General features: G+C 73.3%; 25 protein-coding genes and 1 tRNA gene. 13 read left to right on the plus strand and 13 right to left on the minus strand.

Translation table 11 applies throughout. The annotated features are described in order from the left end of the window. The 4 genes from ACI79D_RS13125 to ACI79D_RS13140 all read right to left on the minus strand — a co-directional run. Positions 1 to 346 (minus strand): sulfite exporter TauE/SafE family protein (locus ACI79D_RS13125; RefSeq protein ID WP_456918862.1); only part of this gene is annotated, 346 nt, incomplete at its 3' end. Between the two features lie 321 nt (positions 347 to 667). Continuing rightward, a complete protein-coding gene (locus ACI79D_RS13130) occupies positions 668 to 1,669 on the minus strand; it encodes an anion permease (RefSeq protein ID WP_456918863.1) in 1,002 nt (333 codons plus the stop codon). Between the two features lie 6 nt (positions 1,670 to 1,675). After that, a complete protein-coding gene (locus ACI79D_RS13135; protein WP_456918864.1) occupies positions 1,676 to 2,293 on the minus strand; it encodes a DUF47 domain-containing protein in 618 nt (205 codons plus the stop codon). Positions 2,294 to 2,398: 105 nt separating this feature from the next. Further along, positions 2,399 to 2,947, minus strand: coding sequence for a sigma-70 family RNA polymerase sigma factor (locus ACI79D_RS13140; protein ID WP_456918865.1), 549 nt, complete (start codon positions 2,945 to 2,947; stop codon positions 2,399 to 2,401). 86 nt (positions 2,948 to 3,033) lie between these two features. Here ACI79D_RS13140 and ACI79D_RS13145 point away from each other — a divergent pair, with 86 nt between their 5' ends. The 5 genes from ACI79D_RS13145 to ACI79D_RS13165 are packed head-to-tail and all read left to right on the plus strand — an operon-like array spanning position 3,034 to position 8,002. After that, on the plus strand, positions 3,034 to 3,678 hold the full coding sequence (locus tag ACI79D_RS13145) for a zf-HC2 domain-containing protein (RefSeq protein ID WP_456918866.1): 645 nt from the start codon (positions 3,034 to 3,036) through the stop codon (positions 3,676 to 3,678). After that, entirely contained in the window at positions 3,675 to 5,468 is a 1,794-nt protein-coding gene (locus ACI79D_RS13150; RefSeq protein WP_456918867.1) for a copper resistance CopC/CopD family protein, read from the plus strand. The genes ACI79D_RS13145 and ACI79D_RS13150 overlap by 4 nt, the downstream gene beginning before the upstream one ends. A gap of 31 nt (positions 5,469 to 5,499) precedes the next feature. Then, positions 5,500 to 6,276, plus strand: a complete 777-nt coding sequence (locus ACI79D_RS13155) for a YcnI family protein (RefSeq protein ID WP_456918868.1) — start codon at positions 5,500 to 5,502, stop codon at positions 6,274 to 6,276. Next, a complete protein-coding gene (locus ACI79D_RS13160) occupies positions 6,273 to 6,929 on the plus strand; it encodes an SCO family protein (protein ID WP_456918869.1) in 657 nt (218 codons plus the stop codon). The genes ACI79D_RS13155 and ACI79D_RS13160 overlap by 4 nt, the downstream gene beginning before the upstream one ends. Next, on the plus strand, positions 6,926 to 8,002 hold the full coding sequence (locus tag ACI79D_RS13165) for a hypothetical protein (protein WP_456918870.1): 1,077 nt from the start codon (positions 6,926 to 6,928) through the stop codon (positions 8,000 to 8,002). The genes ACI79D_RS13160 and ACI79D_RS13165 overlap by 4 nt, the downstream gene beginning before the upstream one ends. Before the next feature lie 19 nt (positions 8,003 to 8,021). On the opposite strand, the gene ACI79D_RS13170 is transcribed toward ACI79D_RS13165, so the two are convergent. Genes ACI79D_RS13170 through ACI79D_RS13185 form a run of 4 tightly spaced genes read right to left on the minus strand, consistent with a single transcriptional unit; the run spans position 8,022 to position 12,340 of the window. Beyond that, positions 8,022 to 8,837, minus strand: coding sequence for a phosphocholine cytidylyltransferase family protein (locus tag ACI79D_RS13170; protein WP_456918871.1), 816 nt, complete (start codon positions 8,835 to 8,837; stop codon positions 8,022 to 8,024). After that, positions 8,827 to 9,954 carry a CDP-glycerol glycerophosphotransferase family protein gene (locus tag ACI79D_RS13175; RefSeq protein ID WP_456918872.1) on the minus strand — a complete coding sequence of 376 codons (1,128 nt, stop codon included), beginning with the start codon at positions 9,952 to 9,954 and terminating at the stop codon, positions 8,827 to 8,829. Before ACI79D_RS13175 ends, ACI79D_RS13170 begins: the two co-directional genes overlap by 11 nt. Beyond that, positions 9,951 to 10,736, minus strand: coding sequence for an HAD family hydrolase (locus ACI79D_RS13180; protein ID WP_456918873.1), 786 nt, complete (start codon positions 10,734 to 10,736; stop codon positions 9,951 to 9,953). Before ACI79D_RS13180 ends, ACI79D_RS13175 begins: the two co-directional genes overlap by 4 nt. Before the next feature lie 20 nt (positions 10,737 to 10,756). After that, a complete protein-coding gene (locus tag ACI79D_RS13185) occupies positions 10,757 to 12,340 on the minus strand; it encodes a mannitol dehydrogenase family protein (RefSeq protein ID WP_456918874.1) in 1,584 nt (527 codons plus the stop codon). A 405-nt stretch (positions 12,341 to 12,745) separates the two neighbouring features. On the opposite strand from ACI79D_RS13185, the gene ACI79D_RS13190 reads away from it, so the two are divergent. From ACI79D_RS13190 to ACI79D_RS13205, 4 genes are all read left to right on the plus strand, one after another. Beyond that, entirely contained in the window at positions 12,746 to 13,513 is a 768-nt protein-coding gene (locus ACI79D_RS13190) for a M23 family metallopeptidase (protein WP_456918875.1), read from the plus strand. Between the two features lie 23 nt (positions 13,514 to 13,536). Next, positions 13,537 to 13,944: a helix-turn-helix domain-containing protein gene (locus ACI79D_RS13195; RefSeq protein ID WP_456918876.1), complete on the plus strand. Its 408-nt coding sequence runs from the start codon at positions 13,537 to 13,539 to the stop codon at positions 13,942 to 13,944. Positions 13,945 to 13,964: 20 nt separating this feature from the next. After that, complete coding sequence (locus ACI79D_RS13200) at positions 13,965 to 14,378, plus strand: VOC family protein (protein WP_456918878.1); 414 nt, start codon at positions 13,965 to 13,967, stop codon at positions 14,376 to 14,378. Positions 14,379 to 14,462: 84 nt separating this feature from the next. Further along, positions 14,463 to 14,535, plus strand: a tRNA-Ala gene (locus tag ACI79D_RS13205). On the opposite strand, the gene ACI79D_RS13210 is transcribed toward ACI79D_RS13205, so the two are convergent. The 3 genes from ACI79D_RS13210 to ACI79D_RS13220 form a co-directional block, all read right to left on the minus strand. Then, entirely contained in the window at positions 14,527 to 14,931 is a 405-nt protein-coding gene (locus tag ACI79D_RS13210) for a tyrosine-type recombinase/integrase (RefSeq protein ID WP_456918879.1), read from the minus strand. The genes ACI79D_RS13205 and ACI79D_RS13210 overlap by 9 nt on opposite strands. 107 nt (positions 14,932 to 15,038) lie before the next feature. Beyond that, complete coding sequence (locus ACI79D_RS13215; RefSeq protein WP_456918880.1) at positions 15,039 to 15,737, minus strand: maleylpyruvate isomerase family mycothiol-dependent enzyme; 699 nt, start codon at positions 15,735 to 15,737, stop codon at positions 15,039 to 15,041. A 266-nt stretch (positions 15,738 to 16,003) separates the two neighbouring features. Then, positions 16,004 to 17,230 carry an epoxide hydrolase family protein gene (locus ACI79D_RS13220; protein ID WP_456918881.1) on the minus strand — a complete coding sequence of 409 codons (1,227 nt, stop codon included), beginning with the start codon at positions 17,228 to 17,230 and terminating at the stop codon, positions 16,004 to 16,006. Between the two features lie 480 nt (positions 17,231 to 17,710). On the opposite strand from ACI79D_RS13220, the gene ACI79D_RS13225 reads away from it, so the two are divergent. From ACI79D_RS13225 to ACI79D_RS13240, 4 genes are all read left to right on the plus strand, one after another. Next, positions 17,711 to 18,583, plus strand: a complete 873-nt coding sequence (locus ACI79D_RS13225) for an alpha/beta fold hydrolase (protein ID WP_456918882.1) — start codon at positions 17,711 to 17,713, stop codon at positions 18,581 to 18,583. A gap of 89 nt (positions 18,584 to 18,672) precedes the next feature. Beyond that, complete coding sequence (locus tag ACI79D_RS13230; protein ID WP_446766331.1) at positions 18,673 to 19,077, plus strand: VOC family protein; 405 nt, start codon at positions 18,673 to 18,675, stop codon at positions 19,075 to 19,077. Next, positions 19,074 to 19,355, plus strand: coding sequence for a winged helix-turn-helix transcriptional regulator (locus tag ACI79D_RS13235; RefSeq protein ID WP_446766332.1), 282 nt, complete (start codon positions 19,074 to 19,076; stop codon positions 19,353 to 19,355). Before ACI79D_RS13230 ends, ACI79D_RS13235 begins: the two co-directional genes overlap by 4 nt. A 578-nt stretch (positions 19,356 to 19,933) precedes the next feature. Then, positions 19,934 to 22,111, plus strand: coding sequence for a fibronectin type III domain-containing protein (locus tag ACI79D_RS13240; RefSeq protein ID WP_456918883.1), 2,178 nt, complete (start codon positions 19,934 to 19,936; stop codon positions 22,109 to 22,111). Here ACI79D_RS13240 and ACI79D_RS13245 read toward each other — a convergent pair. Next, positions 22,108 to 23,475: a DUF2254 domain-containing protein gene (locus ACI79D_RS13245; protein ID WP_456918884.1), complete on the minus strand. Its 1,368-nt coding sequence runs from the start codon at positions 23,473 to 23,475 to the stop codon at positions 22,108 to 22,110. The two genes, ACI79D_RS13240 and ACI79D_RS13245, sit on opposite strands and share 4 nt — an antisense overlap. A 177-nt stretch (positions 23,476 to 23,652) precedes the next feature. Further along, positions 23,653 to 24,666, minus strand: a complete 1,014-nt coding sequence (locus ACI79D_RS13250) for a response regulator transcription factor (protein WP_456918885.1) — start codon at positions 24,664 to 24,666, stop codon at positions 23,653 to 23,655. Positions 24,667 to 24,815: the final 149 nt, after the last annotated feature.

Genomic DNA, 24,815 nt, shown 5'->3' on the forward strand with positions numbered 1-24,815 from the left:
TCAGCAGGTAGACGCCGAGGGCGAGCAGGATCAGCGACATGACCGGGGCGGCGACCTCGGTGGAGAGGTTGGCCAGCACGGTGGCGCCGAGGAAGGCGCCGACGGCGCCGGGGACGCCGACCTTGGCGACCACGCGCCAGTCGACGTTGCCGAACTTCCAGTGCGACAGGCCCGAGGCCAGGGTGGTGCCGATCTCGGCGAGGTGGATGGTGGCCGAGGCGGTGGCCGGGTTGGTGCCGATGGCCAGCAGCAGGGTGGTCGAGGTGACGCCGTAGGCCATGCCCAGGCTGCCGTCCACCAACTGCGCACCCAGACCGACCAGGGCGAGCAGGACGAGGCTCTTCACGGGGTTCTCCGGATCCGGGGAGGTCGCGGGCGCGCGGCAGGGCGCGGCACAGCGCGGGACGAGCGGGGGAGGGGGTCGCGCGACAGCGCGAGGAGGTCAGCAGCCCGGACAGCGGGCGGTGCAGACACGCAGCAGGTCGACGTGGATCCGCCCCACGAGGAGCACCGTCGTCACCGCCACGGCGATATGTCTACCAGATCGATCGGGATTGGCGTCAACCGCGGTCCCAGCCAGCGGGACACCGTCCTCTGGGCGGGGGATGCGACGGGCCCGGCAGGACGCGCCTGCCGGGCCCGTGGCGGAGGGAGTCCCCCCGGTGGGTCAGCCGACGACGAGGTCGGTGAGGAAGTAGGCCAACGCCGCGACCGCGGCCGCGGCCGGGAGCGTGACCACCCAGGCGACGACGATGTTGCCGGCCACGCCCCAGCGGACCGCCGAGAGCCGTCGGGTGGCGCCGACGCCCATGATCGACGTCGTCGTGATGTGCGTCGTCGAGACGGGGACGGCGAACACCGTCGCGGTGGTGACCATGACGCTGGAGGCCACCGTCTGGGACGCGAAGCCACCGGCCGGGGTGAGCTGGATGATCCGGCGTCCCATCGTCCGCATGATGCGGAAGCCCCCGGCGTACGTGCCGGCGCTGATCGCGAGCGCGGCGGCCAGGACCACCCACAGCGGCACGGTGAAGTCCTCGATCTCCCCGGCGGTGAACAGCGCCAGGGTGATGACCCCCATGGTCTTCTGCGCGTCCTGCAGGCCGTGGCCGAGGGCCATCGTCGCCGAGCTGAGGACCTGCGCGTACTTGAAGCCGCGGTTGGCCCGGGCGACGTGCGCCCCCCGGAAGGACCACAGGATCAGCAGCATGAACAGGTAGCCCAGGCCGAACCCCACCATGGGTGACACGATCATCGGGACGACGACCTTGTCGAGCACGCCCATCCACTGGACGGTGTGCGCGGCGGCCAACGCGGCGCCGACCAGTCCACCGATCAGCGCGTGCGAGGACGAGGAGGGCAGCCCGAACCACCAGGTGATCAGGTTCCAGACGATGGCGCCGATCAGCGCGGCGAAGACGATCTCGAGGCCCTCGGTGCCCTCGGGCGGGTCGATGATCCCCGCCCCGACGGTCTTGGCCACCTCGGTGGAGAGCAGCGCGCCGATCAGGTTCATCACCGCGGCCAGCGCCAGGGCCACCCGCGGGGTCAGCGCCTTCGTCGACACCGCCACGGCGATGGCGTTGGCCGCGTCGTGGAAGCCGTTGGTGTAGTCGAAGGCCAGGGCCACCAGGACGATGACGACCAGCGCGACGAAGGCGGCGTCCATAGGGGGTCAGGACTCCTTGACGGTGATCGTCTCGACCACGTTCGCCACGTGCTCGAAGGCGTCCGCGGCCTCCTCGAGCTGGTCGGCCACCTCCTTGAGCTTGAGGATCTCCAGCGCGTCGAACTCGCCGCTGTAGAGGCGCGACAGCAGCCGCCGGTACAGCTTGTCGGCCTCGTTCTCGATGCGGTTGACCTCGATCCAGTAGTCGGAGAGGTCCTTCAGCGTCCGCAGCCGGGGCATCGCCTCGGCAGTCGTCTGGGCGGCCCGCTGCAGCAGGGCGGCCTGCTGGGTCATCTCGGCCGGCAGGGTGCCCAGGCCGGTGAGGATCACCAGGTCGGCGGCGGCCTCGACGAAGTCCATGACGTCGTCGAGGTCGCTGGCCAGGTTGTAGATGTCCTCACGGTCGAACGGCGTGACGAAGCTCGAGTTCAGCTGCCGGAAGATCGCGTGGGTGGACTGGTCGCCAACGTGCTCGAGCTCGCGCAGCTTGTCGGCCAGCTCGCCGCGGCGGGCGTGGTCGTGGATGAACTCGCTGAGGACGGCGGTGGCCGTCACCAGGTTCTCCGCGGAGGCGGTGAACAGCGGGTAGAAGCTCGAGTCCTTGGGGGTCAGGCTGAAGGGCACGACGTGGGGCTCCCGATCGGCTAGGGGGACCGTCACCCGCCGGCCTGGCGGTCACACGGCCGTCGGGCAGCATAGGTGCCCGTTCACCGCGGGTTCACGCAGGTGTCACGCCCGCGCGGCGTCGGCTTCCCCTCCGGAGAGGGCGTCGACCAGGTCGGCCCGTGCCCGGGCGACCCGCGATCGGATCGTGCCGACCGGGCAGCCGGCGACCTCCGCGGCCTCGGCGTAGGGCAGGCCCAGGAGCTGGGTCAGCACGAACGCCTCGCGCCGGTCGGGTGCCAGCCGGGCCAGCAGGTCGGTGACGACGGCGCCCTCGCCCACGTGGTCGGCGCCGTCGGTGCGCTCGAGGCCCTCCAGGTCGGCGTCCTCCCGGACGAGGGTGAGCCGCCGGCGCCGCCGGGAGCGCACCGCGTCGGCGCAGACCCGGCGGGCGATCGCCAGCAGCCAGGTGCGCAGCGAGGACCGGCCCTCGAACCGGTGCAGGGCACCGAAGGCGCGCAGGTAGGTCTCCTGGGTCAGGTCGTCGGCCGACTGCCGGTCGCCGAGGGCGGCGCACAACCGCCAGACGTCGGACTGGGTGGCCCGCACCAGCGCCGCCGCGGCGAGGGGGTCGCCGTCGACGGCGGCGGAGGCCAGCCGCTCCAGTTCGTCCACGCCGTCCATCCTCCCGGGAAGCCACCGGCCGGGCTGCTCCCGAAATCGGGGGGAACCAACCGGCCCCGGACGACGACTACCCCATCATGCAGTGCACCCCCTACCGCGAGGCGCTGTCGGCGCGACTCGACGGTGAGCACCCCGGTCTGCCGGCCGGCGAGCTCGACGCCCACCTCGCGTCGTGCGCCGCCTGCGCGGTCTGGGCCCGTCGCGCCGAGCTGGTCACCCGGCGGGCCCGGCTGGCCCCGGCCCCGGCTGTGCCGGATCTCACCGCCGCGGTCCTGGGCGCGCTGCCCCGGGAGCTGCCGGGAGCCGCAGCGGCCGCGCGTGCCCGGCTGGCCGCCACGGCCCTGCGGCTGGCCCTGCTGGCGGTGGGGGTGGCCCAGGCCGGGTTCGCCTGGCCGGCGCTCGCCTCCGGCGCGGCCGCGATGAGCGCGCCGGTGCACATGGCCCACGAGTCAGGTGCCTGGAACCTCGGCATCGCGGCGGCCTTCCTCGCCGTCGCCGCCGCTCCGCGCCTGGCCGCCGGCGCGCTGCCCTTCCTCGGGACGGCGGCCGTGCTGCTCGCCGTCCTCACCGTCGCCGACCTGCGGGCCGGCCACGTGCACGCCGACCGCGCCCTGGCCCACCTCGTCCTGCTCGTCGGCGTCGCCCTGGTGGCGACCGTCGCCTGGCGGGGGCGCCGGCGCAGGGCGGTCCCCGCGGTCGCCCGCGAGCGGGTGCCGGCGTGACGCGCCGCTCGCCGGCCGCGGCGCTGCTCCTGCTGCTGGGCCTGCTCGGGGCCTGGCTGGGTGCGGGGGTCGTGACGGCGCCGCCCGCAGCCGCCCACGCCGAGCTCGTCTCCACCGATCCGGGAGAGGGCGCCCGGCTCGCCGCGATGCCCTCGCAGGTGACGCTGCGGTTCAGCGAGGGCGTCTCGCTCGGCGCCGGCTACGCCCGGGTGCTGACCTCCGACGGCCAGCGGGCCGACACCGGCACGGCGGCGGTGGAGGGCGCGACGCTCACCGTGCCGCTGCGCAGCGGCCTGCCCGACGACGGCTACCTGGTGACCTATCGCGTGGTGTCGGCCGACTCGCACCCGATCTCGGGGGCGTACTCCTTCGTCGTCGGCGACGGGGAGCTGGTTCCGGCGGGGAGCTCGGCGAGCGAGGCCGACAGCGACCCGGTGGTCGCTGCACTCCTGCCGGTCGCCCGCTGGCTGGGCTACGCCGGCCTGGCGCTCGGGATCGGGGTGCCGGTGCTGCTGCTGACCGGCTGGCCCTCCGGCTGGGCCTCGCGGCGGCTGCGCCGGCTGGTGACCGGCGGGCTGGCCGCGGTCGCCGCGGGCGCCGTCCTCACCTTCCTGCTGCAGGGGCCCTACGCCGCGGGCAGCGGGCTGGGCTCGGTGGCCGACCCGGCGCTGCTGGGCGCCACGGCGGCGTCGGCGAACGGCATCACGCTGCTGGTCCGGGCGGTGCTGGCGGTCGCGCTGCTGCTCGCGCTGTGGCCGTCGTGGGGCAGCGGGCAGGCGCCCGAGCGCAGCGTCCTGGTCGTCGCCGGCCTCGCGGCGGCCGGGCTGGTGCTCGCCACCGCCGCGGTCGGGCACCCGGTCGCGGGCCCCTGGCCGGTGCTGGCCGTGGCGGCGGCGACCGTGCACACGGCCGCCATGGCCGTGTGGCTGGGTGGTCTGGTCGGCCTGCTCGCCGGGGTCCTGCGCGAGGACGCCCCCGCGGCCGACCTGGCCCGCGCGCTGCCGCCGTTCTCCCGGCTGGCCGCCGGGTCGGTCACCGCGCTCGTCGTCACCGGCGTCGTGCAGTCGGTGCGGGAGGTCGGCTCACCCGCCGCCCTGGTGACGACGACCTACGGCTGGGTGCTGGTGGCCAAGCTGGCCCTGGTGCTCCTGCTGCTCGCCGCGGCCGGCATCTCCCGGGTGTGGGTGCAGCAGCACCTCGGGATCTCCCGCCCGCGGCCGGCCGGGCGCCGCCGGGTGACCGCGCACGCGTTCTCCGCGACCGCCGACCCCGAACCGCACCCGGTGGTCGCCTCGGCCGCGGGGGCGCGGGCCGAGGTCCAGGCGCAGGCCGCCGCCGTCGAGCGGCCCGTGCTGCGCCGCTCGGTGCTGGTGGAGCTGGGCATCGCCGTCGTCGTCCTGGCGCTGTCGGCGGTGCTCGTCGGCACCCCTCCGGCGCGCGCCGAGGTCGCCCAGCCGGTCGACGTGACCCTGCCGCTGCAGACCGCCGCGGGTGCCAACGGCAGCGTCCAGGTCTCCGTCGACCCGGCCACCAGCGGACCCAACACGCTGCACGTCTACCTCTTCGACCAGTCGGGGCTGCTCGCCCAGCCGGCCGACATCCGGGTGACCCTCACCGAGCCGGAGCAGGAGATCGGCCCGATCGACGTCGCCCTGGAGCCGGCCGGGCCCGGCCACTACGTCGGCGACGGGATGGCCATCCCGGGCGCCGGCACCTGGACCCTCGCGGTCACCGTCCGCCTCGACGAGTTCACCGCCAGCACCGCCAGCACCACGCTCGCGGTGCGCTGACCCCGCACGACCCCGTTCCGACAGGAGAACCATGTCCGCACCGCTGCCCAGACCGCTCGCCCGGCTGGGCGTCGTCGTCCTCGCCCTGCTCACCGCCCTGGCCGCCGCCGTCGCGACGGCCGGCGTCGCCTCGGCGCACGTGAGCGTCTCGTCGGCCGACGCCGCACCCGGCGGCTTCGGCAAGCTCACCTTCCGGGTGCCCAACGAGAGCGACACCGCCAGCACCGTGGCGCTGCGCATCTCCATCCCGGAGGAGGCGGCGATGGCCTCGCTGCGCTACGAGGCCGAGCCCGGCTGGACGGTGACGATGACCACCTCGGACCTGCAGACGCCGCTGGAGAGCCACGGTGAGCAGGTCACGAGCTACGTCTCGGTCGTGGAGTTCCGGGCCGCGGACGGCGGCGGGATCCGGCCGGGGGAGTTCGCCGAGTTCTCCCTGTCGGGCGGGCCGATCCCGGACGTCGACCAGGTCGCCTTCCCGACGGTGCAGACCTACAGCGACGGCACCGAGGCGGCGTGGATCGAGCCGACCGTCGATGGCCAGCCGGAGCCGGAGCGCCCCGCGCCGGTGCTGGCGCTGGCCGGCGGCTCGACGGGCTCCGGCGGCGAGGAGCCGGCCAGTGCCGGTGCGGCCGAGCCGGCGTCCGGTGACACGGCCACCGATCCCGCGGCCTCGACCGAGGCGGCGGGCGACGGCGGCTCGAGCACCGGCACGGTCGCGCTGGTGCTGTCGATCGTGGCCCTGCTCCTGGGCCTCGGCGGCGTCGCCCTGGGGTGGCGGGCCGGCCGTCGTACCGTGTCCTCGTGACCCCGCTCCGCCGCAGCCGTCCGGCCGTGCTGGCGCTGTGCGCCGGGCTCCTGCTGGCCGGCTGCGGCGGTGGCGCCGCCGCCGAGGACGGCGAGGGGCACGACCACTCCGGCGGCGTCGCCGTGGTCGAGGGCCCCGAGGACCGCTATGCCGGCCTCGACCTGCCCGATCCCTACCAGCGGCCCTCGTTCACGCTCACCGACACCGCCGGCCAGGCCTACGACTTCGCGGCCGCGACCGCCGGCACGCCGACGCTGCTGTTCTTCGGCTACACCAACTGCCCCGACGTCTGCCCGACGACGATGGCCGACGTCGCCGTCGCGCTGCGCGGCCTGGACCCGGCGCTGGCCCAGCGGGTGCAGGTGGTCTTCGTCACCACCGACCCGGCGTTCGACACCCCGGAGGTGCTCGCCGAGTACCTGGGCCGGTTCGACGGCGACCTGCCCAACCGCTTCGTCGGGCTGACCGGCGACCAGGCCGCGGTCGACCGCGCGCAGCTGGCCACCGGCGTGCCGCTGGCCGAGGAGCAGGGCCGGCTGCACTCCTCGCTGCTGCTGCTGTACGGCGCCGACGACCTGGCGCACGTGGCCTTCGACACCGGCAACACCAGCCGCGACATCGCCGGCGACCTCGACCTGGTGGCGGGGGCGTGAGCCGCGCGACCGGGCGTCTGCTGGTCGTCGTCCTCGGGACGCTGGCCGCCCTGCTGGTGGCCGGCCCGGCGCAGGCGCACGTCGGCGGCGGGGCCGCCGGCAGCGACTTCGACGCGCGCGTGCTGGCCGTCGAGCCCGCGATGCCAGGCGTCGAGGTGCGGGCCCTGTCGTTCGGCGACGAGTTCGAGGTCGTCAACCCGACCGCCCACGACGTCGAGGTGCCCGGCTACTCCGACGAGCCCTACCTGCGGATCGGCCCGGACGGCGTCTGGCGCAACGCCAACAGCCCGGCCACCTACATCAACCTCGACCGGTACGGCCGGACGGCGCTGCCGGCGAACGCCGACCCCGACGCCGAGCCGGAGTGGGTGCAGGTCTCCACGCAGCCGCAGTACGTGTGGCACGACCACCGCACCCACTGGATGAGCGAGGGGCTGCTGCCGCCGGCGGTGGCCGCCGACCCGACTCGTGACCACCTGGTGTCGGAGTGGGTCGTCCCCGTGTCCTACGCCGGCACCGCCGTCCAGGTGCGCGGCGAGCTTACCTGGAGCCCGCCGCCCTCGCCGTGGGTCGTGTGGCCGGTCTACGCCGCGGTCGCCCTGGTGGCCGGGGCCGCCGGGCTGCTGGCCCGCGGGCCGCGGCTGCTCGGCGGGCTGCTGCTCGTGGGCGGGGCCGCCGCGCTGTGGCACGCCGCGATGACCCCGGAGCCGGCGGCCAGCACGTCGTCGCACGCGGGGGCCGTCGTCTCGGCGCTGCTGCCCGCGCTCACCGCCGTGGCGGTCGCGGTCCTGGGGTTCGTCGCCTCCCGGCGTGGGCGCGGGGCGATGACCGGGCTGCTGGCCGTCGTCCTCGGCTGGCTGCTGCTGGTGCAGGGGCTGCCCGACGTCGACGTCCTGTGGACCGCCCACGTGCTCTCCAGCGGCCCGGCCCTGCCGGGCCGGGTCGCCGTCGCCCTGCTCGTGGCACTGGGGGCCGGCTGTGTCGTCGGCGGCATCGCCGCGACCCGCCGCTTCCGGGAGACCGGTGGCCGCCCCGGCTCCCGGCCGGCCGAGGAGCCCCTGCCGGTCGGCTGATCGGCAGGGGGCCGCTGGATCAGTCCTCGGGGACGGGGTGCAGCCGACCCCGGGCGGCGAACATCTCGTTGGCCCGCTCGAGGTCGGCCTCGAAGTCGACCTCGACGGCGGAGAACCGGGAGATGTCCAGCGGCCGGAACCGCAGCCCCTCGCCGAGGATCGCCGTCTCGATGCCGCGCTCGAAGTAGTCCTGCGCGGCGCAGGCGGCCAGGTGCTCGACGAGGACGGGCTTGTCCGCCGACGACACGTAGTTGATGCCCACCGCCTCGCCGAGGCCGCCGACGACGGTCTTGGACAGCTCGGCGATGCAGCCGTCGGCGTCGAGGGTGTACTTGACCTCCTCGTCGGCGACGGTCGAGGTGTCGACGCACACGAAGCTCTCGTCGGCACGCAGCGCCGGCAGCGCCGCCTCGAGCACCTCCGGGTCGAAGACGACGTCCCCGTTGAGCCAGAGCACGCCGCCGTCGCGGGTGGCGCGCAGCGCGCGCAGCAGGCTCTGCGAGGTGTTGGTGACCGCGTAGTCGGGGTTGTAGGCGAACCGGACGTCCGGCACCGCCTGCATCACCCGCTTGGCCTTGAACCCGACGACGACGGTCACGTCGGCCGCCGGGCCCAGGACCGCGCGCAGCCCGTCGAGCTGGCGCTGGAGGATGCTGCGGCCGTCGTGCAGCGGGGTCAGCGGCTTGGGCCAGGGCCGGCCCAGCCGCGTGCCCATGCCGGCGGCGAGGATCACGACCTGGACGGGCGCCGGCACCGGCGCGGCGGCCGGGGTCGGGGCCGTGCTCAGCGTGCGGGTCAGGCCCAGGCGTGCGGTGGTGGCGCGGTCAGCGAGCACTGTCGTCCCCTCCTCGGGTCGTGGTGTCGGCTCCGGCGGCGGGTGCGCCGGTCGGGAACAGCAGGTCGAGGACGCGCTCGGTGGCGTGCCCGTCCTCGAGGTGGCAGAAGGTCTCGCGGAAGCGGGCGTAGCGCTCGGCGTGCGCTGCGGCTACCGCCTCCAGGTCGGCGACCGCCTCGACCACCTCCTTGCTGGTCGACAGCAGCGGCCCCGGCGCGACCTCCTCCAGGTCGAAGTAGAACCCGCGCAGCTCGTCGCGGAAGTACTCCAGGTCGTAGGTGTAGAAGAGCATCGGCTTGCCGGTGATGGCGAAGTCGAACATGGTCGACGAGTAGTCGGTGACCATGGCGTCGGCGGCCAGGTAGAGGTCGCGGATGTCGGGGTGGCTGCAGACGTCGCGGACCGGTGAGCCGTCCACGATCTCCAGCCGGTCCATGACCATGTTGTGCAGCCGCAGCAGCAGCACGTGGTCGGCGCCCAGCCGCGCACTGAAGTCGTCGAGGTCGACCGGGAACTCGAAGTCCTGCGGCCCGGTCTTGTTGAAGACCAGGTCGTCACGCCAGGTGGGGGTGTAGAGGACGACGGTCTGGTCGTCGGCGACGCCCAGGTCGGCCCGGACCGCGGCCCGCACCTCGTCCCGCTGCGGGCTGCTCAACAGGTCGTTGCGCGGGTAGCCGGTCTCGTGGATCGGCCCGCGGTAGCCGAACGCGCGCCGCAGCCGCTCGGTGCTCGCCGCGTTGGGCGACAGCAGCAGGTCCCACCGGGCGATGTCGTGCTCGAGGTAGGCCAGCCGGCCCTCCGGCGCCCACCGGACGTCGTTGTGGATCCGCTTGAGCGGCGTGCCGTGCCAGGTCTGCAGGTAGGTGGTGCCCGGCCGCTTCTCCCAGTCCAGCGGGATGTGGTCGTTGGAGATGACCACGTCCGCGCCCTCCAGCGCGGCGATCGACTCGGGACTGCCGAAGGTCACGGTCGCCACGTCGTCGGGGAACGTGGACCGGGTGTGCGGCGCCGCCAGCCAGGTGTGGGTCGCGTCGACGCCCCCGGCCAGCAGGGCCTCGTACAGGGCCCGCGGGCTGTCGGAGAAGTGGCCCCGGAAGGCCACGTAGACGATGTTCACCGGTCACCTCCCGTGGTGAGCAGGTCGCCGGTCGCCGACCGGCGGCTGAGGGTGGGCAGGAGCAGGTCGGCCAGCTGCTGCCAGGACTCGACGATCGCCACGACGCCGGCGTCGCGCAGGGCGGCCGCCCGGTCGGCCCGCTCGGCCTCGGGCACGAACAGCAGGTTGCCGACGGTGGGACACCCGGCGCGGACGGCGGACAGCGCGCCCGGCACGGAGTCCTCGACGGCGAGACCGGCCTCCGGCGCGATGCCCAACCGCTCGCAGGCGTGCAGGTAGACCGCGGGATCGGGCTTGCTCGTGGGGACCGGCAGCGAGTCCTCCGCGCTGAACCGGACCGCGGGCGGGATGAGCTCGTCCAGGCCGGTGGCGGTGAAGCAGGCGGCCAGCCTGGTCAGGGCGCTGGAGCTGACCGCGGCCAGGCGCAGGTGCCCCGACAGCGCGGTGAGCGCGTCGGTCGTCTCCGGGTGGGGGGTGAGGGTCGCGCCGAGGTGGGCGGTGACCGCCCGCTTCTCCTCGGCCACCCACGGCTCCACGTCGACCTCGGGGCGGCCGGCCTCCTCCGCCAGCCGGCGCGACGTCGTCCGGAAGTTCATGCCCGTGGTGGCCCGGCGCAGTTCCTCGGCGGTGAACCGGAGGTCCACCCCGAGCGAGGCGAGGAAGCGGTTGGTGACCTCCGCGGAGGCGACGAACGCCGGTTCCTCGGAGGGGAACAGGTTGCCGTCGGCGTCGCAGAGCAGGGCCTCGAGACGGGCGACGAGCGTCTCGGGGAGGGCGGGCATCGGGGGAGTCCTCCCGGGGGTCATCGGGGCAGGGTGAGGGCCGGGCCGGTGTCGGCCAGGGCGGCGGCGACGGTCACCCGGACGCCGAGCCGGTCGAGGCGCTGCAGCGTGCGCTGCAGGTCGGCGACGAAGTCCGGCAGGTCGCCGAGGTCGCCGAACACCGGCCGCAGCGACAGCAGCGGCCGCGGGTCGGTGCCGCCGGCCAGCGCCAGGGCCTGGAGCTCCTCGCCGCGCGGGTCCTCGATCGGCAGCGGCCGGCCGTCGGGGCCGGTGCCGCGCAGGTACCGGCACCAGCCGGCCACAGCCAGGGTGAGCAGAGCCGCCGGCCGCCGCTCGGCCAGCGCCCGGCGCAGCGAGGGCAGCAGGTGGTGCGGCAGCTTCGTCGAGCCGCGCCGGCACAGCCGGGGCAACCCGTCGGCGATGGCCGGGTTGGCGAAGCGCTGCACCAGGGTGCGCTTGTACTCGGCGAGGTCGACCCCGTCGGGCTGGGGGAGCAGAGGGGTGACCTCGTCGTCCATGAGCCGGGTCACGTACTCGGCGAAGACCGGGTCGGCCATCAGCTCGTCCATCCGGGCGTGGCCGGCCAGCGACCCGAGGTAGCCCAGCGCCGAGTGGCCGGCGTTGAGCAAGCGGGTCTTCATCAGCTCGTAGTCGCCGACGTCAGGGACGAACCGGACGCCGACCTCGTCCAGCGGCGGGCGGCCGTAGCTGAAGGTGTCCTCGATGAACCACTGCGAGAACGGCTCGGTGATGACCGGCCAGCGGTCGTCGACGCCGTAGCGCTCGGCGACCGCGGCCCGCTCCTCGGCGGCGGTCTGCGGGGTGATCCGGTCGACCATGCTGCTGGGGAAGGCCACCCGGTCGGTGATCCACCGCGCCAGCACCTCGTCGCGCAGTCGGGCCAGGCCCACCACGGCCGTGCGGGTGACGTCGCCGTTGCGGTGCAGGTTGTCGCAGGAGACGACGGTGAACGGCGGCGTCCCGGCCCGGCGGCGGCGGTCGAGGGCCTCCACGAGGTAGCCGAAGACCGTGGTGGGCTCGTGCGGCCGCGCCCGGTCGCGGCCGATGTCGGGCTCGTCGGGGTCGAACTCGCCGGTGTTCGGGTCGAGCGGGTACCCCGCGCTGGTGATGGTGAGGGTCACCATGCGGGTGCGCGGGTCGGCGAGCCGGTCGAGGACCGCCGCGGGCGCGTCCGGGGCGAAGAGGTAGTCGACCATCACTCCGACGACGCGGGCGCGCTCACCGTCGGGGCTGCGCTCGACGACGGTGTAGAGGTGGTCCTGCGGGGCGAGGGCCTCGTGCATGGTGCGGTGGCGCAGGCCGACCCCCACGACGCCCCAGTCGTCGGAGATCCGCCGCTCGGCCAGCTCGTCGAAGTAGATGAGCTGGTGCGCGCGGGAGAAGCCCCCGACGCTGAGGTGCACCACGGCCGGTGTCAGCGCCGCCCGGTCGTAGGTCGGCACCATGAGCCGCGCGCCGTGGCTGTGCAGGGTCTCCTGGCTCAGCGGCCGGATCTCCGGGCGGGCGCCGGGCAGCAGCGGGGTGGTCGCACCCTCCGCGAGGGCCGCTGCTGGTGACTCCGGCATGCGCTCCGGCCTCGTCATGCAGCATCAGCCTCTCTCGTCCAGGTGGTGCGGTCGCCCCCTTCGCGCAGTCCGGTGCCGTCGTCCCATCGAGGGCAACGGCTGGTGCGGCGTCGATCATCAGTACACGGGGAGCACCGATCGTGGCGAATCGGGCCTCGTGCGAGGGACACCGCGGCGGACGAAGTGGGACGTCCAGGCGCGGTGGTTTCACGCCGGGAGAGAGGACTAGCCGGAACGGACGGGTTCCAAACGGGACGCTGATCACACGGCCGCGTGACGAGTGGGGAACGTGAGGCACGTCGCACGGCGTGTCCCGGACGGCGCGCCGATCAGAGGGTCACGAATGCGTCACGGAGTGTTTGTATCGAGGCAACCCCTCCGGCCCGGCGACGGGCGTTCTTCCCCCACGAGACGGGTAGGTGCATGGCTGGTCGACGTCGCGCCACGACCACCGGCGACCGGTCGGTCGTCCGCAGGTCCGAGGCCCCCGACGGGGCGGCACGGCGCACCCGGGGACCCCGCCGGGGGCCGCTGCTGCTGGCCGCGGTCGTCGCCGGTGGGCTGATCGCCGGCATCACCGGGGTCGCCGGTGTGCCGGACGCCGCTGCCGAGCCGACGTCGGTGCTCGCCGCCCAGCAGGAGCTGGTCACCACCGACGAGGACCTCGAGCTCCTCCCGCAGGCGTCGATCTCCGTCGCCGAGGCCGAGGCCCGGCTCGCCGAGGTCGCCGCGTCCCGCGCGGCGCGGGCGGCCGCCGAGGCGGCCGCTGCGGAGGCGGCGCGTGAGGCGGCCCGGCCCAAGGCGGTCCTGCCGGTCGCCGGCGCCCGTCTCACCAGCACCTTCGCCGCACGCTGGGGGACGTTCCACTTCGGCATCGACCTCGCCGCCCCGATGCGCACGCCGGAGTACGCGGCCATGGACGGCGTCGTCCTGCGGGCCGGGGCGGCCAGCGGGTTCGGCCTGGCGGTCTACGTCCTCCACGAGAACGGCGACGTGACCGTGTACGGCCACATGGACGAGATCCTCGTCGAGCCCGGGCAGTTCGTGGAGGCGGGGGAGACCATCGCGCTGCTCGGCAACCGCGGCCAGTCCACCGGCCCGCACCTGCACTTCGAGGTGCACCAGGGGGGCATCGACGGCAAGCGGATCGACCCGCTGCCGTGGCTGGAGGAGCGCGGCGTCGAGGTCTGACCGCCGCGTGGTGGGATGCGGGTGTGGCGGCCGAGGACGCGAACCGGCGGTTGCTGCGGGCCCGGGACGCCATGGACCGGTCCTACGCCGAGCCCCTCGACGTCCCGACCCTGGCGCGGATCGCGCACGTGTCCGAGGCGCACTTCATCCGCACCTTCCGCGCCACGTTCGGCGAGACGCCCAACCGCTACCTGCAGCGGAGGCGGGTGGAGCGGGCGATGTTCCTGCTGCGCTCCACCGACCGCAGCGTGACCGACATCTGCATGGACGTCGGGTTCAGCAGCCTGGGCACGTTCAGCCGGGTGTTCCGGGACGTCGTCGGCGAGCCGCCGTCGGTGTACCGGCGGCGGGGGCCGCTGCCCCCGGCGCCCTCGTGCTTCGCGATGGCGTGGCTGCGGCCGAGCAGTTTCGGAGAAGCGCCGGGCACGTGACCGTCCCTAGCGTCGTGCCCATGCTGACCGCGATCACCATCACCCAGATCTACGTCCCCGACCAGGACGCCGCGCTCGACTTCTACGTCGGCAAGCTCGGCTTCGAGGTCCAGGCCGACATGGACTTCGGGCCCATGCGCTGGCTCACCGTGAACCTGCCGGGCCAGCCCGACCGCGCCGTCCTGCTGGAGCGGCCCGGACCGCCCTCGATGAGCGAGGAGACCGCCGCGCAGGTGCGCGACGCCATCAGCAAGGGCGTCGCCGGCGGCCACCTCTTCTTCGCCTGCGACGACGCGTACAAGACCCACGCCGAGCTGAAGGCGAAGGGCGTGGAGATCACCGAGGAACCGGTCGACCAGCCCTACGGCATCGACTTCGGCCTGCGCGACCCCTTCGGCAACCACATCCGCATCGCCCAGATGAAGCAGGGCTGACGCGCCCCGACCCCCTGCGTCAGAGCGCATACGCGGCCCTGTACAGTTGTCGACGGCCCGGGGAACACCGACCGGGTCAGGCGAGGGGCTGTGGCGCAGCTGGTAGCGCACCACACTGGCAGTGTGGGGGTCAGGGGTTCGAGTCCCCTCAGCTCCACCCCGATCGACTCAGGCCGTCCTCCTCCGGGAGGGCGGCCTGAGTCGTCTCTGGTTGCAGGTGTGGTTGCAGTTTGCCCACCTCAGCTGGCAGCAGCAGGGTGCTCATCCGGTCCGCCGCCTCCGTGGCCAGGGCCGGCATGACGTGGCTGTAGATGTCCATCGTCGTGCGCATCTCGCTGTGGCCGAGCAGCTCCATGACCACCCGCGGATGGACGTTCTCGCTCAGCAGCAAGGCGGCGGCGGTGTGCCGCCCGTCGTGCAGGCGGACGTGGCGGACGCCGGCGGACCGGAGCAGACGGCTCCACTCGTCGTAGTCGGTCTTCTTGTCGATCGGCCGGCCGTTGGGCTGGGCGAAGACGAGGTCCTCGTCGTGCCACTCCGAGCCGGCCAGCATCCGTTCCTCGTTCTGGACGGCCTTGTTGCCGGTGCAGCTCGGCGACGAGCGGCATGGTCAGCGCGAGCGGGCGTTGGCTGCGACGGGGCATGGACCGCGGCAGATCGTCAGGTGGCTGCGGCCAGTGCCGCGACTCCGGGTCCCTCGAGATCGCCCAGCGCCGCTCGCCGCCCGGAGACGGCCAGGAGTAGTGAGAGGGCGGGGCCGCTCACTGCCGGACCCTGACCGAGGGACACGTCGGTGTCTGCGGCGGTCAGCCGGACGCGGGCCACGAGTTCCTTGGCGCCACCGAAGGCCGCCGGGGTACGAGCCTGCAGGCGGAGCGCTCTGACGACGGCCTCGCGCGCGTAGGTGCGCGTCAGTCCGAGGGGGCGGCGGATGTCTTCACCGTGCACGACCTCCTCCACGAGCCGGCTGTCGAGCGGCGCCGGCGGGGTCGACCTCCGCCACGCCGCTCGAGCGAGGCGCTCCAGCGTCTCCTGCGGTGTTGCACCGCGGTGGCGCCGCACGCCGCGGGCGTTCAGTCGGTGGAAGTCGAACCCCGCCCCGGCGAGGCCGACCACGAATCGGACCCGCGTCGTGTGGGCGGTGTCGACGAGATGGGCGACCACGTCGTGCACGGTCCACCCGTCGCAGAGCGACTGCGCCTCCCACCGCGCGTCATCAACGTCCTTGAGGTCGTCGATCAGCGCTCCACGCTCCGTGTGCACCATCGACCAGACATCTGTCATCCCGTCCTCCTGCCGACGCGTCTTCACGTCAGACCGACGGCGCGGCAGGTAGTCATCGGCCTGCTTGGAGGACACCTGAAGCGCTTCACGTTTCGCCGGCATCCCTGGTCGTAGCCGCTGCCTCGCTAGCCATGTGGTCAGTGCGCGAAGCGACGTTCCGAGAACCTGTCACAACGAGCTGGAGAGTCACGGATGCATGAGGTGTGTCCCTCTTGATCTCGTGTGTTCTCCAGTGACGTGGCGATGGCGTGAAACATCGCGGGCAGGTTCGTCGGGCTGCGAGGGGTGTCTCTGAAGGCGGCTTCAGAGACAGACGGTTCCCGACAGCCGCCGGGCGGTGATCAGCGACGCGGCTCGGGGATCTGCGGTGCGCGGAGCGGGCGGAACGCCGCCTGGACCTCGGTCGCGAACAGCTCGGGCTCCTCCCAAGCGGCGAAGTGGCCGCCCCTGTCGACCCAGTTGAAGTAGGTCAGGCTGGGGTAGGCCGCCTGGACCCAGCTTCGCGGCACCGGCCAGACCTCGCCGGGGAACGTGGTGAACCCGACCGGGACCGAGACCGCAGCAGCTAGCAGGCTGGCCCGGGTCTGGGCTGCGTCGACTCCCCAGTCTTCCCAGTAGCACCGGGCCGCCGAGGCTCCGGTGCCGGTCAGCCAGTGCAGCGTGATGTTGTCGAGGATGTGGTCGCGGGTGAGGTTGCCCGCGGGCTGCCCGTCGACGAAGGCGCGGGAAATCTTGTAGTAGCTGTCGGTGTCGTGGTCGCACATCCAGGCGGCCATGGCGACGGGGGAATCCAGCAGGGCGTAGCCGATCGTCTGCGGCCGCGTGGCCATCTCCTGGAAGTAGGCGGCGCCGCTTGCCTGGAACGTCGTCAGCGCGGCGGCCGCCGCGCGTTCCTCGTCGGTGTCAGTCGGGAACTGCCCGCCAAGCACGGTCACGAGCACGTTGAGGTGGATGGCGAGCAGCCCCTCGGGTGCCTGGCGGCCCATCACGTCGGTGAGGGTGGCGCCGACGTCGCCGCCCTGGGCGACGTAGCGGCTGTAGCCGAGGCGGTGCATCAGCTCCGCCCACGCTTGGGCGGTGCGGCCGACGTTCCAGCCGAGCTCGGTCGGCTCGCCGGAGAAGCCGTAGCCGGGCAGGGACGGCAGCACGAGGTCGAACGCGTCCTCGGCGCGTCCGCCGTGCGAGGGCGGGTCGGTGAGCGGGCCGACGGTGTCGAGCAGCTCGACCACCGAGCCGGGCCAGCCGTGCGTCATGATCAGCGGCATCGCGCCCTCGTGCGGCGACCGCACGTGGACGAAGTGGATGTCCACCCCGTCGATCTCGGTCATGAACTGCGGCAGCGCGTTCAGCCTGGCTTCGCACCGCCTCCAGTCGTACTCGGTCACCCAGTAGCGGGCGAGCGCCTGGATCGTCGCCAATTGCACGCCCTGCGAGCGATCGGTCACCAGCTCCTTGGATGGCCAGCGCGTCGCGTCGATGCGCTGGCGCATCTCGGTGAGCGCCTCGTCGGGCACGTCCACCCGAAACGGGCGGATGGCCTTGCCGGTCTGTTCTGCGACTGCGGTCACGATGCCCTGCCCTCAACTCGGATGCGGGGAAGTCGCAGACCGCGCCAGACGAGCGAGCGCACAGCGGCACCGGCAGGATCTGCCGGCTTCCAGGACAAGGCCCACCCTGGCCCTGGCCATCGGGGTCAGCAGCAGGGACGAACGGCCCATCCCGGCATGTGGGCACCGAGGGTCAGGGATGCTCTCAGCACGTATTCCCGGCACCCTCACGAAGCCGCCACCGGGCCGCGCCTGGCCTGTCCCTGACGTCTCGTGACGTGTCCTTTGAATGGGCCGCTCAAGGACGCCCCGGTTACTGCGACAGGCGGAGGTCCCAGTCCCTCCTCGTAGGCCGAGACGAGCCAGCCGTCGCAGTGGTCGACGCGTGGCTCGCGAGACCGCCGACGAGGCGGGCGACGCCGTGCTCTCCGACGCTCTCGCGAGCGGAGGATCTGTGACACGACGGATGCGAGCAGCGCCCAGCCCTCGGATGATGCCAGCATGCCGACCACCGCCAGCTTCCCGTCCCCGGCCGACGGGCTCGCCATCGCCACGTACGCATGGGACGACGTCACGGGCGGCCTCGTCGGGGTGGTCCAGCTGGTGCACGGGTTGGCCGAGCACGGGCCCCGCTACGACCGGTTCGCCCGGGCCTTGAACGCGGCCGGGTTCCTGGTGTCGGCCGCCGACAACCGTGGCCACGGAGCGTCGGTGTCCGAGGATGTCCCGCTGGGCAGCTTCGGCGCGGCCGGGGTCGACGGCTTCGTGGCCGACATCGGCGCGCACGCGCGCCTGCTGGCCTCGCAGCATCCGGACGTGCCGCTGTTCGCCTTCGCCCACTCGCTCGGCTCGATGGGCATGCAGATCGCACTCCTGGCCGAGCCCGTCCGCTACGACGGCGTGGTGCTCAGCGGCTCGACGACCCTCGACGGCCTCGGCGGCGTCCTCGCCGGCCTACCCGCCGACCAGCCGGGGCTGGCCGCGTTCAACGCCGGCTTCGAGCCGCGCACCGGCTTCGAATGGCTCAGCCGCGACCCCGCAGAGGTCGACGCGTACGTGGCCGACCCGCTGTGCGGGTTTCCCACCGAGGACGCGATCATCGGCGGCGTCCTGGGGCAGGCCGAGCGCACCGCCGAGCCGTCGCAGATCCGGCCGGACCTGCCGCTCCTGCTGATTTCCGGCGACCGGGACCCAGTCGGCGGTCCGGGCGGGAGCAATGTCATGGCACTGGCCGACCGCTACCGCTCGGCCGGCCTCACCGACGTCACGGCCACTCTCTACCCCGACGCCCGGCACGAACTGGTCAACGAGACCATCCGCGACGAGGTCACCGCCGACGTCATCGGCTGGCTCCGGGCGCACCTGCCGGGCTGACGAGTCTGGTGGCTCCCTATGAACACGACCCAACCTGAGCGCGCGGCCCGAACTTGACGTCCCACTTGCATTTTGCAAGTGTCGCCCGCATGAGCCTCTTCATCACCTGCCCGGTCGAGAGCGTCGAGCGCGCGACCGCCTTCTACACCGCCCTCGGCTGGACCCTCAACGCCGAGATGTCCGATCACAACGTGTCCTGCTTCGCGATCGCGCCCGAGCAGTACGTCATGCTCGGCAGCCGCGAGATGTACGCGAGCGTCGGCGGCGTCGAGGAACTGGTCGGCGGACCCCACACGCCCTCCAAGGTCACGGTCTCGTTCGACCTCGGCAGCCGCGAAGCGGTCGACGAGCTCACCGAGCGCGCCGGCGCCGCAGGCGGGCGGATCGGTGACACCGACGACTACCCGTTCATGTACCAGCGCCAGTTCGACGACCTCGACGGCTACCACTACTCGCCGTTCTGGATGAAGCCGGACGCCGATCCGACCGCGTGAGCGACCTCGCCGCGGCCCTCGAGATCGTCGGAGCCCGGTGGGCACTGCTCATCGTGGAGCGGCTGCTCGACGGGCCGCAGCGATACGGCGATCTGCAGCGCGACCTCGGAGTGCCCACGAACATGCTCGCGACCCGCCTGCGCGAGCTCGAAGCGGCCGGCGTACTGACCCGTCTGCCGCTCCGGCACAACACCCGGGCCTACGCGCTGACCGATCGCGGGCTTGCCTTACGCGAGGCGATCGTCGCGCTCGCACGCTGGGGCGCCGAGCAGGCCTAGGTGTGGCGCGGAGTCGCGACGCGCTACAGGGGCTCAGCCCGTTGCGGGGCCGGTCTCATGGTGGGCCGCTCTGGGACACCGGCTGGCTCGCCGAGAGGGCGGCTTCAGAGACACCCCGGCACCCTAGGCGGCAAGACCTACGGGCGGCGTCAGGACCGGTCAGAGCGTCGTCTTCGAACCTGTAGCACCACGTTGATCACGAGGCCGACCAAGAGAGCGGTGGCCATCCCCAGGAATCCCCAACCGGGGTTCACCCTCCATGAGCCAACTGGCGACAGCACCCGCCAGCGCCACCCCGAGAAAGGCCGTGGTCAGGATCCATCGGAACCGAGGCCAGTCCGGGCGTACATCAGTCGGCACCAGCGCATCGTGACGGGGACTGCGCCATCGGGCCTAGCCGGTCCCTCGTCCGTGGAAGGCGAGGCTCGAGCGTCAGAGGCGTCCGAGCGGCGTCCCCCAGCGTGTCCCTAAGTGGGCCGCTTGGGGCGGGACGCGTAGATGCCCGACCTGCCGGTAGCGGGGTTGATTCCCTCCTTCGGGTACTCCAGTTCCGCAGGGCCGGCGCCGAGGACCGTCCGGTGACCCGTTTCCTGCGGATTCGATCGCTGGTGGCGCTCCTCGCCGGCCTGCTCATGGGCACCGCCATGGCGGTCGTGCCCGCGAGTGAGGCGCGGGCCGGGACCCTGCCCGACGCCATCGACGGGTTCTCCCGATCCGCGGTTGTCAAGGCGTGGAAGGACGTCGCCGTGCCGGCCCTCGCAGTGCCCACCAGGTGGAACGGGTCGGTGCAGCGCTGCCAGCCGGGAGCTCCGTCGGCGGCCGCGCAGCAGGCCACGCTGACCATGGTCAACCTCTTCCGGGATCTCGCAGACCTGCCACGCGTGCGCTTCGACGCCGCGCTCTCCGCGCAGGCCCAGCAGGCCGCACTGATCATGGCGGCCAACAACGGCCTGTCGCACCAGCCGCCGAGGTCGTGGGCCTGCTACACGGCTGCCGGTGCCGCCGCGGCCGGGAAGAGCAACCTCGCACTCGGCGTCACGACCGGGGCGGCAGCGGTCGCCTCGGCGTACATGGACGACGCCGGGGTGGCCTCCGCGGGACACCGCCGCTGGCTGCTGGACCCGAACCAGCGGACGCTCGGTTCCGGGCAGACCGACCGCACCAACGCCCTGTACGTCATCGGTGCCGACCGCGCGCCCGACCCGGCGGCGCCGGAGTGGATCCCGTGGCCGAGCGCGGGCTACCTCCCCGTGCAAGCGGAGCCCGAGGGCCACTGGTCGCTCAGCAACCCGAGCGCCGACTTCTCGGACGCGACCGTCCGCGTGGTCGACGAGGCCGGGCGGGCCCTCCCGGTCACCGTGCAACCGGTGATGGCGGACCGGGGGCCGAACACCTTGGTCTTCGACGTCCGCACCGGATACCGCAGCGGCGGCGCCGACCGGTCCTTCACGGTCACCGTCGCGGGCATCCACCGGGGCGCCCAGACGGTCACCCACACCTGGACCACGCGGCTGTTCGACGTCACCCGCGCCGGTACCCAGGTGACCGTGCCCCGGCCCAGGACCACCGTTACCGCCGTCGACACCAGCCCGCCGAAGGTCGTGTCCTTCGACTTCACCCCGAAGGCGGTGAACGCGGCCAGCGGCCTGGCCGAGGTGACCGTCACCACGCGGATCGCCGACGCGTCCGGGCTCAGCTCGTGGGCGTGGGTGACCTTCGAGCGGGAGGACGGCTCGGACAGCATCTGGGGCATGCTCGAGCTGGTCTCGGGGACAGGCAGGGACGGCCTCTGGCGGGCCACGGTCCCCGTCCCAGCCACGGCGCAGCCGGGCAGGTGGGACGTCGTGCTGGCCCTCGGCGACCTGGCCGGCCACGACAGCGAGGGACCTCCTCCCTCGGCCTTCCCGCGCTCGCTGACGGTCACTGCGACGGCTCCTCCGACGAACGTCCGTGCCACGGCCCGCGCCGGCGGCGCCGACGTGTCGTGGACCGCGCCGCCGGCCGTCGGCCGCCCGATCACCGGGTACCGGGTGACCGCCAGCCCGGGTGGCCGCACGTGCACCACCACCGGCGCGACGCAGTGCACCGTGACCGGGCTGACCAACGGCAGCGCCTACACCTTCAGCGTGGCCGCGACCGACGCGGCCGGCGTCGGTCCTGCCTCCAGGCCCAGCACCGCGGTGACCCCGGCCGGGCCACCTGGGGCGCCGACGAACCTCTGGGCCGTGGGCGCCAACCGATCGGCGACGGTGTCCTGGTCCGCGCCGTCGACCAACGGCCGCCCGGTCACCGGGTACCGGGTGGCGGCGAGCCCGGGTGGCCGCACGTGCAGCACCACCGGCGCGACGCGGTGCACCGTGACCGGGCTGACCAATGGCACCGCCTACACCTTCAGTGTGGCCGCGACCAACGCCGCCGGGACCGGCGCAGCGAGCGCACGGAGCGCGGCCGTCACGCCGGCCACCCGTCCCGGGGCCCCGCGGATCGGGACCTCGACCAGCGGCAACGGCTACGTGGTGGTGCGGTGGTCGCCGCCGGCCGACAACGGGGGCGCGGCCATCACCGGCTACACCCTCCGCATGTACCGGAACGGCGTCTTCTTCGGGACCGCTCCGGCCGCCGCCGGCGCGACCAGAGCCACCGTGACGCACCTGACCAACGGTGACGCGTACAGCTTCAGCGTCATCGCGAACAACGCCGTCGGTGCCAGCGCCGCATCGGCCCGCAGCGCCACGGTGATCCCCCGGGCGGGTTAAGCCGTTCGCCGTGTGGACGCCGGAGGATGCGGCGGTCGCGGCGCTGGGCTCGATGGCGCCGACCGAGGCCGTGGGGCGGCGGTGACGTCGACCCCCGACCCGATGCCCTCGGTGTCCGGGGTGAGCGCCGCCAGGACGTCCTCCTCGTCCTCGTGGGCGCGTCGGACTGCCCCGTTCAACAACCGGAGCTGGCGGTCCAGCGGTTCCTGCCGGTCGGGCGATGCCACGTTCTTGAGGTCGGCCAGGGCCGCGCACAGCTTCCGGGTCACCTGCGGCTCCGACGCCCCGGCCAGACGGATCTCGTCGAAGGCCAGCCGGACGTAGCCGTCCCAGCTGACGGTCCGCTCGACCAGGCGCACCACGCCGTCCTCGTCGCGGTGTTCACCGCAGGGCAGCGGGCGAGCGGCGATCTGACGCAGCAGGTCGTGCAGCCGGTGCAGCGCCTGGACCGCCGTCGTGGGGTCGTTGAACGGCTGTGCGATCGACCGCACGGCGATGTCGACGAGCTTCCGGAAGCCGTAGGCGAGGTCCTCGGTGTGCACGCGCTCTCCGGCGAGCAGGACGTGGCGGGTGACGTCGGGGGCCCGGAGCCGATGGGCCGGGTCCCCGTCCGCGCTCACCGGCGACCGGGTGCCCGGGTGCACTCGGAACAGCGGTGCGCCCCCGACGACGAAGTCCCCGACCACGGGAACCAGCTCCAGCACGCAGTCCGCCCGCCGGGCGGCGGCGACCAGTGCGGGGCGGTCCACGCGGATCACGTTGCCGGGTTGCGCGGCGACGATCCCGTCGGGGCCGCCGGTCACGGCGGGCAGCTCACCGTGCTCGCGGACGATGAACTCGCGGCTGCGGTCGCCGACGAGGTCGATCAGGCCGGCGACTCGCAGGCCCTGGCCGGCGTGGTGCACGAACAGGATGAGCACGACGATGCTGGCGAACACCAGGAGGTAGCACAGCAGCATCGACAGTCCGGGCACCGTGCCGGTGTCGGAGCCGCGGATCTCGCGGAGGGTCAGCACCGTGACCAGGAAGCTCGCGCCGAACAACCCGATGGCCAGCTGGCTCCAGCGGTCGGTGAGCAGCGCCCCCACGATGCGGGGCGAGAACTGGCCCATCGCCAGCTGCACCGCGACCAGGGTGACCGTCAGGACGAGGGTGGTCAGCGACACCATGGCGGTGGCGAAGGAGGACAGGATCGTCTGGGCGTCGGACGGCGTCCCGGTCAGGCTCTGCGGGACGAGCCGGTAGCCCGTCGCCCGGTCCACGGCGAGCGTTCCGACGGCGAGGAGGGCACCCGCGGCCAGGCAACCGATCGGCAGCAGCCACATGCTGCTGCGGACGAAGAGTTGGAGCCGCAGCCTGCTCATGCGCTGGAGGCCTGCCGAGCCGCCGCCTCGATGGACGTCTCGTTCCCGATCATGGTCTGCCCTCCGTGTGGACGGATGCGCTCGTGCGGACACGCCTGACCCGGCGACCTCACGGAGCGCCCGGTCCGCTCATGGAACCGATGCCGACGGAGCAGATCCATCGGCAGAACGCCCCGTTCAGGCCCGGCAGGGCGACGGCAACAGGGGCACGTAGAGGCCTTCGCGCTCGGCCCGCACCGCGGCGAGCGTCCTCGTGGGCGCATCGAGCTTGACGAGGATGTGCTCGAGGTGGGCAGCGACGGTTCGCGGGGCCACGACCAGCGCGCGGGCGATCTGCTGGTTGGAACACCCGTCGATCAGCAACCCGAGCACCTCGAGCTCGCGCGGCGTCAGCCCCCGCAGGTCGGTCACGGGGGAGAGGACGACCGTTCCGAGCAGGTTCGCCGTTGCTTGCTCGGGACTGGCCAGGACGGTCACGCGGACGTGCCCGTCCGGTGCGTGGCGGCCTCCGCGCGGCCAGAGGAAGGACCCGAACACCCGGCCCTCGTCGATGCAGGAGCGGGCGATGGTGACGACGGGCGATCCCTCGGCGAGCAGTGCGTCGCCGTCGAGGCCGGGCAGTGGCCGGGTGGCGCTGTCGCGGCACAGCACCATGCCTGCGGTCGCCCCCCGCACCACCCGCGCTGCCGCGGCCAGCGAGCGCAACGGGCCCAACCCGCGCGCCAGAACGGGGGTGAGCTGGTGCAACCGGCGCCGCATGACCGGGGGCGGCGGCTCCTTGCTGCTGAAGAGCAGCGCCAGGTGGCCGACGTGGCGCTGCCCTCCGTCGAACAGGGCGACGCCCAGGGACTCGTGGAAGCCCGCAGGGAGGAGGCACTCGGCCCAGGTCGGCAGGTCGGCGACCGGGTAGGGCAGGTCGGACGAGCTCAGCGGCAGGTGCGCAGGGTCGGTGTGGGTCACCTCGATGTCATGCGCCGCGGCGGGACCGCTCAGGTACTGCACCGTGCTCTCGTCGATGTCGGTACTGGCAACGGACGTGTAGCTGCTGCTCATCGGGTCGGCCAGGGCCAGCCACGCGGCGTCGAACGGCACGAGGCGGTGAAGGTTTTGCAGCATCTCCTGCGAGCGTTGGGGAAGGGGACTGGTCGAGTCGGCGATCTCTGCCAGTTCGAGGCTCGCGGTGTCCTTCATCGGCGCTCCTGGGACCGCAGCCTCGGCGGGACTCGCTGCTTTCTCAACGCTGCCGACGCCCTTCCCCTGACCCCGATACCGAAAAGCTGGGCGGCTTAGTCCTGGTGACGATGACCGAAAGGTCGTACGGGTGTGAGGTACCGGCTAAC

The sequence above is a fragment of the Geodermatophilus sp. SYSU D00708 genome, assembly GCF_054050115.1.

Coding starts and splice junctions, on each gene's coding strand:
- ACI79D_RS13130 (WP_456918863.1), bottom strand. CDS start 1,669: ATGGACGCCGCCTTCGTCGCGCTGGTCGTCATCGTCCTGGTGGCCCTG.
- ACI79D_RS13145 (WP_456918866.1), top strand. CDS start 3,034: ATGCAGTGCACCCCCTACCGCGAGGCGCTGTCGGCGCGACTCGACGGT.
- ACI79D_RS13155 (WP_456918868.1), top strand. CDS start 5,500: ATGTCCGCACCGCTGCCCAGACCGCTCGCCCGGCTGGGCGTCGTCGTC.
- ACI79D_RS13180 (WP_456918873.1), bottom strand. CDS start 10,736: ATGCCCGCCCTCCCCGAGACGCTCGTCGCCCGTCTCGAGGCCCTGCTC.
- ACI79D_RS13185 (WP_456918874.1), bottom strand. CDS start 12,340: ATGACGAGGCCGGAGCGCATGCCGGAGTCACCAGCAGCGGCCCTCGCG.
- ACI79D_RS13190 (WP_456918875.1), top strand. CDS start 12,746: ATGGCTGGTCGACGTCGCGCCACGACCACCGGCGACCGGTCGGTCGTC.
- ACI79D_RS13200 (WP_456918878.1), top strand. CDS start 13,965: ATGCTGACCGCGATCACCATCACCCAGATCTACGTCCCCGACCAGGAC.
- ACI79D_RS13210 (WP_456918879.1), bottom strand. CDS start 14,931: ATGCTGGCCGGCTCGGAGTGGCACGACGAGGACCTCGTCTTCGCCCAG.
- ACI79D_RS13225 (WP_456918882.1), top strand. CDS start 17,711: ATGCCGACCACCGCCAGCTTCCCGTCCCCGGCCGACGGGCTCGCCATC.
- ACI79D_RS13230 (WP_446766331.1), top strand. CDS start 18,673: ATGAGCCTCTTCATCACCTGCCCGGTCGAGAGCGTCGAGCGCGCGACC.
- ACI79D_RS13245 (WP_456918884.1), bottom strand. CDS start 23,475: ATGAGCAGGCTGCGGCTCCAACTCTTCGTCCGCAGCAGCATGTGGCTG.
- ACI79D_RS13250 (WP_456918885.1), bottom strand. CDS start 24,666: ATGAAGGACACCGCGAGCCTCGAACTGGCAGAGATCGCCGACTCGACC.